This is a genomic window from Pseudomonas sp. B5(2017), assembly GCF_002112825.1.
GTDB classification, from domain to species: Bacteria; Pseudomonadota; Gammaproteobacteria; order Pseudomonadales; family Pseudomonadaceae; genus Aquipseudomonas; species Aquipseudomonas putida_Z.
Genome location: NZ_NEIR01000010.1, coordinates 57621 through 71981, shown reverse-complemented (window position 1 = coordinate 71981; position 14361 = coordinate 57621). Strand labels below are relative to the sequence as shown.

The following is a 14361-nucleotide window of genomic DNA, read 5'->3' as shown; positions in this document are numbered from 1 at the left end:
ACTGCTTTCCTATGCAAACCGCGACATGACTTTGAACAACAGCACATCCAGTGGCATGTAGAACACGTGCACCAGCACCACCATGATAGCCGCCAGCACCAATGCAGCCAGGATCAGCCAGTTGCGCCAACGCTTGCGCCTGGCCACATCGGCCTTGGTATCGATGTATGGCAGCGCCACCAGCACCCGCCTGCCCAGCAGGTTTTCCAAGGCACCGACGCCGCGAATGCGCTGGTTGAGCATTTCCAGCAGCATCACCAGCGCACCGCCACCTGCCGGTGCCAGCACCAGGCCCAGCGCAGCGATTTTCTTGCGGTTGGGTTTGATCGGTTTCTCGGGCATCAGCGGTGGCTCCAGCAGCACAAAGCGCTCGGCCTTGTTCTCCTGCTCCAGGCTTTCGGTAATCTTCGCGCCCATTTCCTTGGCGCGGATTTCCTCGTACTTCTTGCGCGCGTTGTCGTGGTCACGCATCAAGGTCACCAGACCACGCTCGACCTGCGGCGCCTCGAGGATCTCGGCCTCGTAGCCTTCCATCTTGCGGGTCAGCTCGCGCTTCTGCTCGGCCAGCGAAGCAATGCGCACCTGTGCCGCACTCATCTTGGCGCGCACGCGGGCGACATCGAGGCCGACCGTGGAGGCCGCAGCCGTGCGATTGCCACTGGCTTCGAGCGCCTGGATCCTGCGCTTGACCGCCACCACATCGGGGTGGGCCTCCTTGTAGCGGCTCAGCAGCCGGGCATACTCGGCTTTCAGGCTGGGCAGGTCCTGGGGCTGCTCGGCACTGGCCACCCTGGGGCCTTCGCCGACCTTGGTAGCCAGCCCGGCACTGGCCGCGGACAGTTCCAGCTCAAGGTAACGCAGCTCTTCCTGGGCGGCCTTGTAATCACGGTCGACCTCGCGGAACTCCAGCTCCGAGCGTGACAGCATGTTCATGCGCAGGGTCTGGTGCTCGGGCAAGGCATTGGCGTGGGCCTGCTTGAAATCCGCCAGCTGGTTTTCCAGGCTGGCCAGCTCGGCACCCAGCTTGTTCGCCTCCTGGGTGAGGAACTCGGTGGTTTCGTTAGCCCGCTCGGTACGCTGCTTGAGGTTCTCGTTGAGGAACAGCGTGACCAACTCGTCGGCAACTTCCTTGGCCACCTCCGGCTGCTTGTGCTCGAAGGACACATTGAACGCCACGGTCGCTTCGCCACGCCCGCGTACATAGGTGGTGAGGGTTTCAACCACGATGGCACTGCGCATGTGGTCGATCTTGTCGCTATCGCTGAAGCGCTTGTCGGGGAACAGGTTGTACTTGTCGATGATGCGCAGCAGGTTCTCGCGGGTCATCACCCGCTGGCGAATCACTTCGATGCGTTCATCGGCGAAACTGGTGTTGTTGGTCGATACCAGCTCGGGTGAAATTTGCTGCGACTCCACCAGGATGGTGCCGGTCGACTGGTAGATCGGCGGCACCATCACTGCGACAGCGACGGTCGCGGCCAGGATGACTACGATGCTCACCCCCAACAACAGGGCCCGGTCCTTGATTATGGCGATGTAATCTCTGAGGGAGAGCTCGTAGTCGGACTTCATGGGGCCACCTGCCTGAAGTTCAGATGTCGGGGTACCTGTACGTCAACGTCAAACCCACGATCGTAGCGTTCGCATCAGCTTCGTGATCCTGCTGCCGATCCTTGTACATCAGCGACAGGCGCAGGTCCCAGTAGGGCGAAAACTCGCGGCTGGCCCACACGCTGTAGGTCTGCAGGGTGTTGGGGGTCTGCCCTTTGCTGTCTTGCCAGGCAGCGTCCGCGCCCACCCGGGTCAATTCGCTGACGGCGTAACTCCACACACCGCGCACCTGGTCCAGCTCGGCGAAGCCGCCTTCGGCGCTGGCCACCGTGCTGCGTTCGGCGGTAAAGCTGGCGACGGCGCGCGCACCGGTATACAGCAGCGCTACCCCACCCTCCCCGCGTCGGCCACCTTCGTCACCGGAAACCTCGGTGACACCCACATGTGCATCGGCGCTGAGGCGTTCGGAGAACTGGTACTTGACCCCGACCGCCGGGCTGTAGCTGTTGGACGCCGTCGCCGTCTGGTCTTGCTCGGGCTCATAGCGCCGGGCGCCAAAGCGGCTGTACAGATCAGCCCGCTCGCTCCAGGCGTAGGTCCAGGTGAACACGTTGCCCAGTTCTTCGTAACCCGTCAGCGTACTGATGTCATAACGGGCACGGTTGTACGTGGTTTCGTTGCTCAAGGTGCTGCGTTCGGTAACCGCCTGGCTCCAGTTGCCGGCCAGCGTATACAGCTTTTGCGTGCCATCGGTGGTGACCACGCCGGTATCCAGCACCGTTCCCGACAGCGTCGAACTTTCGTTGTAACGTGCCAGCAGGCCAAACCGCCCGCGCTCGGTCTGGCGCTGCCAGCCCAGGCTCACGTCGGGGTCCTCACGGTTGTCGACCACCGCCGTGTCGGACGAGCGCAATACATGTACGCCCAGCCCCAACCTCAGTTCGTCACGGTCGAAGGTACCGATCAGGGTGTAATCCGGCGCGATGATCGTGCGCGTTATGCCCTTTTCACCCGACGACAGCAGCAAGGGGTTGCTGTCATGTTCGACGGATGTCGGTACCACCACCGTAGACTGCCAATTTGCTGCCAGGACTGTGTCCGTAAACGGCAACACCAAGATTGCCGTTGCAATGCTAGTTGTTCTGAGAAGAGGCATTAAGTGTTCTTATTAAAGGCAAGATCAAGGAACGACCAGCGTATCGCCAGCCTGCAGTTGGATGTTGGTGGACATATCCCGGCCAGACACCAGGTCTCTATATCGCACGGGCAGAATTTTTTGGGAAGCGCCGGTGCCACGCACCACTTTGATTTCGCTTTCATCTGCAAACTTGTCCAGGCCGCCCGACATGCTCAAAGCCTGCAGCACTGCCGTAGGGCCTGCCATTTGTACCGGCCCGGGCTTGATCACTTTGCCTTGTACATAGACCAGGTTGCCGGCGATGCTCTTGACGACAACGCTGACATTCGGGTCGGGGAGAAACTTCTCGAGTTTGGCAGCCACTTGTTTTTCAACGGTCGTCACATCCAGCCCGGCAACATCGATGCGCCCGGCCAGGGGGAACGTGATACTGCCATCGGGAAGTACGGTGGCTTCCTGGCGCAGGCTGTCTTCCTGCCATACCGAAACCATCACCACATCGCCGGGGCTGAGCAGGTAGGTAGCACTGTGCGGGTCGGCCTTACCGGCACCAGACCACACCATCAGCATGCAGAACGCGGCAAACATTGAACGCACCATGAGGGTCCCTCCGGCCGAAAAGGCCCGACAAAGAGCACTGAATGAGAACAACACACCAACTCTCGCTCCGCTTCGCGGCATACACCAACCGCGATGGCCTCGATCTTCCAGAGGCCTTGCCTTGACGCTGTGTGCCTGCAACCGTGGACCTGCACGGGCTACTGGCAATATAGCAACGGCTGGGGAATTGACAAGCCAGGCCCCGGGCCGCTGGCGTCAAGGGTTAAACCCAGGCTGGCGGACTCAGATCTGTTTCCTGTTGGCGACTGCCACAAAGCCAACGACAGCAAATGCAAAGAACCACCCTGCGGTTGAAACAGGGATGATACTGTTCTGATTGATATACATATCCGCCGCACGCGCCGCGCCACTCATCAGCGCCAGCAAAGACATCGATTTGATAATCAGAGCCGTGCGCATACGCCCCTCCTGTAAAGAGGAAAATCAACTATTTGTTGGCGTGGTGTTCGGGAGTTGTTTCACTGTTGAATTGAGCTTATGAACACAATGACATTGCGTCAACGATTCGACACTATAATAAAATTCAATGGGCGCCGGACAATGCAGTCAAAATATCGGCGCACAAATTGAGCAAAGGGCGCTGCATTGGTGACGCCAGAGTTTCATCGCTGAGAAAGGCAAGGCCGTGGGGCACTTTGGCGCCCCAGCGTGTTACTCGTCTGCGTGATGTACCACGACCAGCAACTGCGCCGGCAGCGGCCCCACCGACCTTAGCCGGTGGGGTGTCTGGGCATTGAAATGCAAGGCATCGCCTTGCTCCAGCAGCACCCGCTCGTTCATGAAGTCCACCTCCACCTGGCCGGCGTGGACGAACAGAAATTCTTCGCCCAGGTGTTCCTTGAACGTGGGGTCGCTGAACTCGGTCGGCGGCTGGATCAGGAACGGCAGCAGGCTGCGCTGCCCGACCTGGCTGGTGAGGGCCGCGTACCCCGGCCCTGCCCCGTCACCCACCAGGGCCTGGCGCTCGCCATGGCGCACCAGGCTGTAGCGGCTCTGGCCGGCCTGCTCTTCGGCGAACAGTTCTTCGACATTGACATTCAGTGCCCGCGCCAGCTTCAGCGCGGCGGCGATCGAGGGGGTGTTCAGGCCACGTTCGACCTTGGACAGGTAGCTCTTGGTCATGCCGGTCTTGTCGGCCAGCAGTTCCAGGGTCATCCCCAGTTTCTTTCGCAGCAGTTTCAATCGGATAGACATGTGACGCGGGTTTCCCAGGCGAAGGCAGCCTGGTAATGATACGTGGACTGCTCAGGAAATGCTGGGGCTGCTGCGCTGAGTCTTGTAGGAGCGGCCTTGTGTCGCGATAGGGCTGCAGAGCAGCCCCGGCAATTTGTGCACAGTTGCTGAAATCCTGGGGCCGCTTTGCGGCCCTATCGCGACACAAGGCCGCTCCTACAAAAAGCCAGCGCAGGCCCAGGGTTACGGCATCACCGGCGGCAGGTACTGCAACGTCGTACCCAATGCCCACAGCAACACCAGCACCAGCGGCACGTGCACCAGCAACTGCACGAACGAGAAGCCGATCAGGTCGCGTGCCTTGAGCCCCAGTACCCCCAGCAGCGGCAGCATGTAGAACGGGTTGATCAGGTTCGGCAAGGCTTCGGCGGCGTTGTAGATCTGCACTGCCCAGCCCAGGTGGTACTGCAGGTCATTGGCCACCAGCATCACGTAAGGTGCCTCGATGATCCACTTGCCACCACCCGATGGGATGAAGAAGCCCAGCACCGCCGAATACACGCCCATCAGCACGGCATAGGTGTCATGCGTGGCGATCTGGGTGAAGAACAGCGAAATGTGGTGGGCCAAAGTCTGCTCGTCGAGGCCCTTCACCTGGGTGAGGATGGCAGCGATCGAACCATACAGCGGAAACTGGATCAGCACCCCGGTGGTGGTCGGCACCGCGCGCGCCACCGCATCGAGGAAGCTGCGCGGGCGCCAGTGCAGCAAGGCACCAAGCATGATGAACAACAGGTTGTAGGTGTTCAGCCCGGAAATGGCGGTAATCGCCGGCTTGGTGGCGAACTCCTGGTACAGCCAGCCGGCAGCCAGGGCCACCAGCAGCAGGATCAGGATGGGGCTGTGTTCCAGCCACTCGCCCGGGCGGGTGCGCTGGGGTGCCGGTGGCGCGGTGAAGCTGGGGTCGACCCCACAGTCCTGGGCGCTGCGCGCACTGTTCGGGCCCGGGGCCGTGGCGTAGGCGATCACCAGCGAGACCACCACCAACGCCGCCAGCATCACGCCGGACTGCCAGAGGAAGATGGTTTCGGTGAACGGGATTACCCCGGTAATCGACAGGATCGACGGTGGCAGGCTGGCCGGGTTGGCCTGCAGTTGCGCCGCCGACGAAGACAGGCCCAGCGCCCACACGGCACCCAGGCCCAGGTAGGCGGCTGCACCGGCGGCGCGGTAGTCCATCTTCAGTTCGGTGCGCCGGGCCAGGGCGCGCACCAGCAGGCCGCCGAACACCAGCGACAGGCCCCAGTTGAGCAGCGATGCCAGCATCGAGATCAGCGCCACCCAGCACACTGCCGAACGGCCATTGCCGGGGATGCGCGCCAGGCGGTCGATCAGCCGCGCCGCGGGCGGCGAGCTCGCCACCACATAGCCGCCGATGACCACGAAGGCCATCTGCATGGTGAACGGGATCAGGCTCCAGAAGCCATCGCCAAAGGCCTTGGCGGTGTCGGTCGGCTTGGCGCCCATGGCCAGGGCGCCGATGCACACCAGCAGCACCGCCAGGGCGGCAAACACCCAGGAATCGGGGAACCAGCGTTCGGCCCAGTTGGAGCAGCGCAAGGCAAAGCGCGCGGAACGGCTGTCTTGGATTTCAGCGGCCACAGTTCAATTCCTTTTATTGGTTTTATCGGATACATCAGCAAATGCAAAACCCCTGTAGGAGCGGCCTTGTGTCGCGAAAGGGCCGCAACGCGGCCCCTCGATCTCGGCATCGATGCCAAAATCGCGGGGCTGCGTTGCAGCCCTTTCGCGACACAAGGCCGCTCCTACAGGGGCGGTGCGCGGCGATAGATTAGAAGGTCATTTCCTTCACATCATCCGGCACGATCAGCTTGCCGGCGGTTTTCTCGATGATTTCCTCAACGCTCACCCCGGGCGCGGTCTCGCGCAGGATGAAGGCGCCGTCTTCGATTTCCAGGTAGGCCAGGTCGGTCAGCACCTTGCGGATGCAGCCAGCACCGGTCAACGGCAGGCTGCACTGCGGCAGCAGCTTGGACTCGCCGTCCTTGGAAGCGTGGGTCATGGTGACGATGATGTTCTCGGCACCGGCCACCAGGTCCATGGCGCCGCCCATGCCCTTCACCAGCTTGCCCGGGATCATCCACGAGGCGATGTTGCCTTGCACATCCACTTCGAAAGCGCCGAGCACGGTCAGGTCGACATGGCCGCCACGGATCATGGCGAACGACTGCGCCGAATCGAAGATCGAGGCACCGCGGCGGGCGGTGACGGTCTGCTTGCCGGCGTTGATCATGTCGGCATCGATGGTGCCTTCGGTGGGGAATTCGCCCATGCCGAGCAGGCCGTTTTCCGATTGCAGCATCACATCCATGTCGGCGGGTACGTAGTTGGCCACCAGGGTCGGAATGCCGATGCCCAGGTTGACGTAGTAGCCGTCCTTCAGTTCACGGGCGACGCGTTGCGCCATCTGTTCGCGGGTCAGTGCCATGGTCAGGATCTCTTTGTTGTTCTGGTGGATGGCGCTCAGGCCTTGACGGTGCGCTTTTCGATACGCTTTTCGAAGGTGCCGACGATGACGCGGTCCACGTAGATGCCCGGGGTGTGGATCTCGCTGGGCAGCAGCACGCCAGGTTCGACGATCTCTTCCACTTCGACCACGGTGATCTTGCCGGCGGTGGCGGCCAGCGGGTTGAAGTTTTGCGCGGTGTTGCGGTACACCACGTTGCCGTAGTGGTCGGCCTTCCAGCCCTTGACGATGGCGAAGTCGCCGGTGATGGATTCTTCGAGGATGTACTTGCGGCCGTTGAACTCGCGCACTTCCTTGCCGTCGGCAACCGGGGTGCCGTAGCCGGTGGCCGTGTAGAAGGCCGGGATGCCGGCGCCACCGGCGCGCATTTTCTCGGCGAGGGTGCCTTGCGGGGTCAGTTCCACTTCCAGCTCGCCGCTCAGCAGCTGGCGTTCGAACTCGGCGTTCTCGCCCACGTAGGAAGCAACCATCTTGCGGATCTGCCGGTCTTCCAGCAGGACGCCCAGGCCAAAGCCATCGACACCGCAGTTGTTGGAGACCACGGTCAGGCCCTTGACGCCACGGCGCCTGATTTCGCTGATAAGGTTTTCCGGGATGCCGCACAGGCCGAAACCACCAGCCAGTACCGTCATGTTGTCGGTCAGGCCTTCGAGGGCCTGTTCATAGGTTGCAACGCGCTTGTCCAGTCCGGCCATGCTGATCCGCCTTTTGTAGTTGTTGAACCGACGAGGCTGTCGGTGAGCGTGTGGGGACATCTTCACCGCAAGCGACTGATTTGTTAATTTTGTTTTCATCATCGATTGATAACTTTTGCAAAACAACCAAAAGGCCTGTCATGAACGTCAAGCAACTGCGCGCCTTTGTCGCTGTGGCCAAGTACCAGAGCTTCGCCCAGGCCGGTGAACACCTGCATGTCTCGCAACCGGCCCTGAGCCTGACCATCAAGGCCCTGGAAGAAAACCTTGGCGGCGCCCTGCTGAGCCGCACAACACGCAGCGTCAGCCTGACTGCCGAGGGCGAGGTACTGCTGCCACTGGCGCGGCGCCTGCTGGCCGACTGGGACGACACCGAAGAAATGCTGCGCCAGCGTTTCACCCTGCAACTGGGCCGGGTTTCGGTGGCGGCCATGCCGGCCTTTGCCGGCAACCTGCTGCCCTACTCGCTGAAGGTGTTTCGCCAGCGATACCCGAAGGTCAACGTCACGGTGCACGATGTGATCAACGAACAGGTGCAGGAACTGGTGCGCCATCGCCGCGTCGAACTGGGCATCGGCTTCGAACCGGACAACATCGATGGCCTGGATTTCCACCCGTTGTACATGGACCGCTTCGTCGCCGTGGTGCCCGCCGATTCGCCCTTGGCGCAGCTGCCCCAGGTCAGCTGGGCACAGTTGCTGGCCGAAGACTTCGTGGCCCTGCAACGCCCTTCGGCGGTGCGCCTGCTGATGGAACAGAACGTGGCCGCCCAGCACGGCAAACTGGCGGTGGCTTTCGAGAGCCACCAGCTGTCGACCATCGGCCGCATGGTTGCCAGTGGCCTGGGGGTCAGTGCCGTGCCGGCACTGTGCATCAACCAGATGCAGGAGCTTGGCGCCCGCTGCGTCACCCTGGTCGAGCCCACGGTCGAGCGCCGCATCGGCGTGATTGCCCTCAGCGAACACAAGCTTTCCACGGCGGCGCAAGCGCTGCTTGAAGTACTGCTTTCCAATACCCGCATCCCGGAGGTGACATGCGTTACGTGAAACTGGCAGGTTCGAGCGTTCCGGCCATCGGCCAGGGCACCTGGTACATGGGTGAAGATCCGGCCCGCAAGGCGGCCGAGGTGGCGGCCCTGCAACAGGGTATCGAACTTGGCCTGAGCTTGATCGATACCGCCGAGATGTATGCCGAAGGTGGCGCGGAAGAAGTGGTTGGCCAGGCCATTGCCGGGCGCCGCGACCAGGTGTTTCTGGTCAGCAAGGTGTACCCGCACAATGCCAGCCGGCGCGGTATGGCGGCGGCCTGCGAACGCAGCCTCACGCGCCTGGGCACCGACTGCATCGACCTGTACCTGCTGCACTGGCGTGGCCAGCACCCACTGGAGGAAACCGTCGAGGCCTTCGAGCGCTTGCGCGAGCAAGGCAAGATCAAGCGCTGGGGTGTTTCCAATTTCGACGTCGACGACCTGCGCGAACTGCACAACCCCGATTGCGCCACCAACCAGGTGCTGTACAACCCGGCCCAGCGTGGCATCGAGTTCGACCTGTTGCCGTGGTGCGAAAAGCGCGCGCTGCCGACCATGGCCTACTGCCCGCTGGCCCAGGCCGGGCGTCTGCTGCAGCACCCGGTGCTGGCGGAAATCGCCGAGCGCCATGGTGCCACGGCGGCCCAGGTCAGCCTGGCCTGGGTGACCCGTGATGACGGGGTGATAGCCATCCCCAAGGCCGTGACGCCCGAGCATGTGCAGTTGAATGCGGCTGCGGGAATGCTGACCTTGACCAGCGAAGACCTACGGGCGATCGACCGGGCGTTCCCGGCACCGACGCGCAAGCAGCGGTTGGCGATGGTGTAGCGACTGGCACGGACTCGTTTTTTGTAGGAGCGGCCTTGCGTCGCGAAAGGGCCGCAAAGCGGCCCCAGCATTATCTGCAGTGACGCCGAAATCCTGGGGCTGCTACGCAGCCCTTTCGCGACGCAAGGCCGCCCCCACAGGTCAGCGCAATCCGGACTATGGCGAGACTCCTGTGAGAGCGGGCGTGCCCGCGAACACCGGCAAAGCCGGTGCCATGCACCGCAGTGCCTGCTTCGCGGGCTTGCCCGCTCCCACAAGGGCCCGCGCAAAGATGGGGATTCAGTGAAAGTCCCGGCTGCGTACGTCCAGCCCTTGCAACAGCGGGCTCACATCCTCCAGCCGCCGTGCTATCAGGTGGCGCACGCCATTCTCCTGCTCCAGCCGCCCGCTGACCTTGAGCAACTGCGACCCCACCAGCGCCCGCCGCTGCCGTTCGGCAAGCGCCCGCCACACCACCACATTGACCATGCCGTGCTCGTCCTCCAGGGTGACGAAGGTCACGCCACTGGCGGTCTGGGGCCGCTGGCGGCCCACCACCAACCCGGCCACGGCAATGTTGTCACCATGCCCGACATCTTGCAGCTCGCGCGAACTGCGACAGCCCAGCGCCCGCAGGCGTGAGCGCAGCAAGGTCAAGGGATGCGGCCCAAGCGTGGTACCCAGGGCCTGGTAATCGGCCATCAGGTCCTCTGCCACGCTGGGAACGGGCAGTTCGACGGTGCTTTCCGGCAAGGCCTCGATATCGGCGAACAAAGGCAGCTGCGGCTGCACCGCCGCCACCTGCCAGCGCGCCTGGTGCCGGTCGCTGGCCAAGGCGCGCAGCGCGCCGGCATCGGCCAGGTGAGCGCGGGCGCGCGAATCGAGCCCGGCACGCAGGCACAGGTCTTCGACATCGCGCCATGGTCGCTGCGCCCTCGCCTGCTCCAGGCGCCTGGCATCGGCCTCGGCAAGGCCGCGCACCAGGCGCAAGCCCATGCGAATGGCCAGCACCTCTCCAGGCTCAGGCTCGAGCGTGCAGTCCCAGTCACTGTGGCACACATCCACCGGCCTGACCTCGATACCCTGGCGCCGGGCCTCTTGCAGCAACTGATCGGGGCTGTAGAAGCCCATGGGCCAGCTGTTGACCAGCGCGCAGGTGAAAATCGCCGGTTCATGGCACTTGAGCCAACTGCTGGCATAGCACAACAAGGCAAAGCTGGCCGCGTGCGACTCCGGAAAGCCATAGCTGCCAAAGCCCTTGATCTGCTCGAAGATGCGCTCGGCAAACGCCAAGTCGTAACCATTGCGCAACATGCCCTGCACCAGCCGCTCGCGGTGCGGCTCCAGGCCGCCGTGACGCTTCCAGGCGGCCATGCTGCGGCGCAACTGGTCGGCCTCGCCCGGGGTGTAGTCGGCCGCGACCATCGCCAGTTCCATCACCTGCTCCTGGAACAGCGGCACGCCCAAGGTACGCTCGAACACTTCCTTCAGTTGCGGCGAGGGGTACGTCACCGGCTCCTGCTTCAGCCGCCGGCGCAGGTAAGGGTGGACCATGTCGCCCTGGATCGGCCCGGGGCGGACGATGGCCACCTCGATGACCAGGTCGTAGAACTTTACGGGCCGCAGCCGCGGCAACATGGCCATTTGCGCGCGGGACTCGATCTGGAACACGCCCATGGTCTCGGCACGGCTGATCATCGCGTAGGTGGCCGGGTCTTCGGCGGGGATGGTCGCCAGGGTCAGGTGCCGGCCACGGTGGCGTTGCAGCAGGTCGAAGCAACGGCGCAAGGCGCTGAGCATGCCAAGCGCCAGCACGTCGACCTTGAGCAGGCCGACCATGTCCAGGTCGTCCTTGTCCCACTGGATCACCGTGCGCTCCGGCATCGCGGCATTCTCCACCGGCACCAGCTCGTCCAGGGGTTGCTGCGAGATGACGAAGCCGCCCGGGTGCTGTGACAGGTGCCGGGGAAAGCCGATCAGCTCGCCGGCCAGCACCAGCACCCGGCGCAGCGAAGGGCTGCCCGCCTCGAAACCGGCCTCGGCCAGGCGCTGGTCATCGGGAATGCGATCGCTCCAGCGGCCACAGCATTTGGCCAGGGCGTCCACCTGGTCGGCCGGCAGCCCCAGCACCCGCGCCACATCCCGCACCGCACCGGCGGCATGGTAGGTGTTGACCACCGCAGTGAGCGCCGCCCGGTGCCGGCCATAGCGACGAAATACATACTGGATCACCTCCTCGCGCCGGTCGTGCTCGAAGTCCACGTCGATGTCCGGCGGCTCGTTGCGCTCGCGCGACAGGAAGCGCTCGAACAACAGGTGGTGTTGCATGGGGTCGAGCTCGGTGATGCCCAGCACGAAGCACACCACCGAGTTGGCAGCCGAGCCCCGCCCCTGGCACAGAATGCGCTGGCTGCGGGCGAAGGCGACGATGTCGTGCACAGTCAGGAAGTAGCTTTCGTAGCCCAGCTCCTCGATCAGCGCCAGCTCCTTGGCCAGCACATCCCTCACCTTGCTGCTCGGCCCGTCTGGCCAGCGCGACGGCAAACCCTGCTGGCACAATTCGCGCAACCAGCTCGCCGGGCTATGCCCCTGGGGCACCAGTTCGCGTGGGTACTGGTATTTCAATTCGCTCAGTTCGAACTGGCAGCGCGCAGCGATGGCCAGGGTCTCGGCCAGCAGGTCGGCGGGATAGAGTTCGCCCAGTTGCGCCTGGCTGCGCAGGTGCCGCTCGCCATTGGCAAACAGGAAGCGCCCCGCCTCGGCCACCAGGCAATGCTGGCGAATGGCGGTCATGCAATCTTGCAGGGCGCGACGACCGCGCACGTGCATGTGCACGTCGCCACAGGCCACGGCGCGGATGCCGACCCTGGCCGCCAGGCTACGCAAGCGTTCAAGGCGCAAGGTATCGTCACTGCCGCGGTGCAGGTGCACGGCCAGCCACAGGCGCTCGCCGAACACGCCGTGCAGCCACTGCCCGGGCGTGGCATCGCCGCTGTCATCAGCTATCCACAATGCCAGCAGGCCCTGATGGTGCTGCTGCAGGTCATCGCGAAACAGTTGGTACTCGCCCTTCTGCGCCCGCCGCCGGGCCCGGGTGATCAGCGCGCACAGGTTCTGGTAGCCGACCAGGTCCTGCACCAGCAGCACCAGCCTGGGGCCGTCCTGCAACTGCACTTCACTGCCCACGATCAGCCGCAGCTGGTGTTCCTTGGCCGCCTGCCAGGCACGGACGATACCGGCCAGGGTACATTCGTCGGTGATCGCCAGCGCCTGGTAGCCCTGTTCACGCGCGCGCCGGAACAGCTCGTCGGCGCTCGACGCGCCGCGCTGGAAGCTGAAGTTGGACAGGCAGTGCAGCTCGGCATAACCCGGGGTGTTCATGCGAACCAGCCCTGCAGCCACAACGGGCCGGCCTTGCCCAGGTCGCGATAGGCCCAGCCGCGCAGGCCGTCGCGGGTTTCGATGCGGTAATAGTCGCGGCGCACATCGCCGCCATCCCACCAGCCCGACTCGATGCGCTCGGCATGGCCTTGCAGGCGATAGCCGCCTTCGTCCAGCGCCATGGGGGCCGACAGCAGCCAGCCAGGGCGGCTGCCAGGAACGACCGGCATGTTGCCCTGGGCACCCTGCTCTACCGCTTGCCAGGCACACTCGGGGCGATGATCGGCTGCCGCGCTCAGGCCCTTGACCGCCTCATCCCCCAAGCGGGCGCGCAGCCGTTCGCGCAATTGTTCCCAAGGTTGCGCCTGTTGCGCACGCGGGTCGAACAATGCCTGGTGTTGCGGCACGAAGGGTGGCAGGTCCTCGGCAACCAGCCGCAGGTTGCGCACCGGTGCGGGAATGCGCAGCGGTTCCAGGCGCCCGCGCGCCAGTTCGAACAACATTGCCGCATCGCGTTCGGCGGCCAGCAGGCCTACCTGCAGCAAGGTATCCGGCCCTTCGGCGTGCTCCAGGTGCAGGCAGAAACGCTGCACGCCACAGTCACGCCCGGCGAGGAACGCGGCAAGGTCGTTGAGCATGCGCCGCAGCGGGAACAGCAGGGCCTGGTGCGATTCGACGTCGAAGTTCAGCTCCAGCCGGGCTTCGAAACGGTCCGGTGGCTGGTAGAAGCCCAGCCCCAGGTTGCGCAGGCCGAGCAACTGGTCAAGGTGCAGCTGCACCTGGGCCGGAAAGCGCCTGGCCAGGCTGTCGCGGGGCAAGGCCAGCACCTGGCTCAACTGGCGCAGGCCCATGCGGGCAAAGGCCTCGGCAGCCGGCGCAGGCAGGCCGATACGCTCGATGGGCATGCCCAGCAGCGCCGCACGGGTGGCATCGGCGTCACTCACGGCCAGGCCATCGTGAGCGTTGGCGAGCATGCGCGCCGCCACCGGGTTGCTGGCCAGGACGATGCGTTGGCGCAAGCCCAGTTCCGCCAGTTCCTGGCGCAGGCGTGCCTCGAACAGCGGCCAGGGGCCGAACAGTTGCAGGCTGGAGCCCACCTCCAGCAACAGCGCCCGTGGGTAGTGCAGGCTGACCTGGGCACTGAAGCGGTAGGCCCAGGCTGCCAGCAACTGCTGCACCTGGTCGATGCGCCTGGGGTCGGCTTCGACGCAGCTGAAGCCATCGGCCAGCGCACGCGCCGCCGTCAGGGTTTGCCCGGCCCGCAGGCCGAGCGCGGCCGCCGCCGGGTTGACCGCCTGCAGCACGCGTCGCTGGGTCGGCCCGCCAAGCAGCACCAGGGGTGTATCAGGGTCGTCACGCTCACGCAGGACCGTGTCCAGCGCCAGCTGCGGAAGCAGGATGCAGGCCCAGAGCATGTTGC

Annotated in this window: 12 protein-coding genes; 2 read left to right on the top strand and 10 right to left on the bottom strand. The window is 64.1% G+C overall.

The genetic code is table 11. The features are described 5' to 3' along the window. Nucleotides 1-9: 9 nt before the first annotated feature. The 8 genes from CAG00_RS16340 to CAG00_RS16310 all read right to left on the bottom strand — a co-directional run bounded on the left by CAG00_RS16340 (nucleotide 10) and on the right by CAG00_RS16310 (nucleotide 7726). Complete coding sequence (locus CAG00_RS16340; protein ID WP_085593461.1) at nucleotides 10-1572, bottom strand: Wzz/FepE/Etk N-terminal domain-containing protein; 1563 nt, start codon at nucleotides 1570-1572, stop codon at nucleotides 10-12. Nucleotides 1573-1591: 19 nt separating this feature from the next. Next, nucleotides 1592-2707 carry a hypothetical protein gene (locus tag CAG00_RS16335; RefSeq protein ID WP_025339250.1) on the bottom strand — a complete coding sequence of 372 codons (1116 nt, stop codon included), beginning with the start codon at nucleotides 2705-2707 and terminating at the stop codon, nucleotides 1592-1594. Between the two features lie 24 nt (nucleotides 2708-2731). After that, nucleotides 2732-3289 (bottom strand): polysaccharide biosynthesis/export family protein, encoded by a 558-nt coding sequence (locus CAG00_RS16330; RefSeq protein ID WP_025339251.1) that lies wholly within the window; start codon nucleotides 3287-3289, stop codon nucleotides 2732-2734. Nucleotides 3290-3532: 243 nt separating this feature from the next. Continuing rightward, on the bottom strand, nucleotides 3533-3709 hold the full coding sequence (gene eppA, locus CAG00_RS28830; RefSeq protein WP_075045301.1) for an EPS-associated small membrane protein EppA: 177 nt from the start codon (nucleotides 3707-3709) through the stop codon (nucleotides 3533-3535). 252 nt (nucleotides 3710-3961) lie between these two features. Continuing rightward, complete coding sequence (locus tag CAG00_RS16325; protein ID WP_075045302.1) at nucleotides 3962-4504, bottom strand: helix-turn-helix domain-containing protein; 543 nt, start codon at nucleotides 4502-4504, stop codon at nucleotides 3962-3964. Between the two features lie 222 nt (nucleotides 4505-4726). Then, nucleotides 4727-6145 (bottom strand): short-chain fatty acid transporter, encoded by a 1419-nt coding sequence (locus CAG00_RS16320; RefSeq protein WP_075045303.1) that lies wholly within the window; start codon nucleotides 6143-6145, stop codon nucleotides 4727-4729. Nucleotides 6146-6335: 190 nt separating this feature from the next. Continuing rightward, nucleotides 6336-6992 (bottom strand): CoA transferase subunit B, encoded by a 657-nt coding sequence (locus CAG00_RS16315; protein ID WP_025339254.1) that lies wholly within the window; start codon nucleotides 6990-6992, stop codon nucleotides 6336-6338. A 35-nt stretch (nucleotides 6993-7027) separates the two neighbouring features. Next, the gene (locus tag CAG00_RS16310) at nucleotides 7028-7726 is read right to left on the bottom strand and encodes a CoA transferase subunit A (RefSeq protein ID WP_085624876.1); all 699 of its coding nucleotides are present in this window, start codon (nucleotides 7724-7726) and stop codon (nucleotides 7028-7030) included. A gap of 140 nt (nucleotides 7727-7866) precedes the next feature. On the opposite strand from CAG00_RS16310, the gene CAG00_RS16305 reads away from it, so the two are divergent. Beyond that, nucleotides 7867-8772, top strand: coding sequence for a LysR family transcriptional regulator (locus CAG00_RS16305; RefSeq protein WP_025339255.1), 906 nt, complete (start codon nucleotides 7867-7869; stop codon nucleotides 8770-8772). Continuing rightward, nucleotides 8760-9581 (top strand): aldo/keto reductase, encoded by an 822-nt coding sequence (locus tag CAG00_RS16300; protein ID WP_085664776.1) that lies wholly within the window; start codon nucleotides 8760-8762, stop codon nucleotides 9579-9581. Before CAG00_RS16305 ends, CAG00_RS16300 begins: the two co-directional genes overlap by 13 nt. A gap of 279 nt (nucleotides 9582-9860) precedes the next feature. Here the strand turns inward: CAG00_RS16300 and CAG00_RS16295 are convergent, their stop codons facing one another. Then, on the bottom strand, nucleotides 9861-12941 hold the full coding sequence (locus CAG00_RS16295) for an error-prone DNA polymerase (protein WP_085664775.1): 3081 nt from the start codon (nucleotides 12939-12941) through the stop codon (nucleotides 9861-9863). Next, the gene (locus CAG00_RS16290) at nucleotides 12938-14356 is read right to left on the bottom strand and encodes a DNA polymerase Y family protein (protein WP_085664774.1); all 1419 of its coding nucleotides are present in this window, start codon (nucleotides 14354-14356) and stop codon (nucleotides 12938-12940) included. Before CAG00_RS16290 ends, CAG00_RS16295 begins: the two co-directional genes overlap by 4 nt. Between the last annotated feature and the right edge of the window lie 5 nt (nucleotides 14357-14361).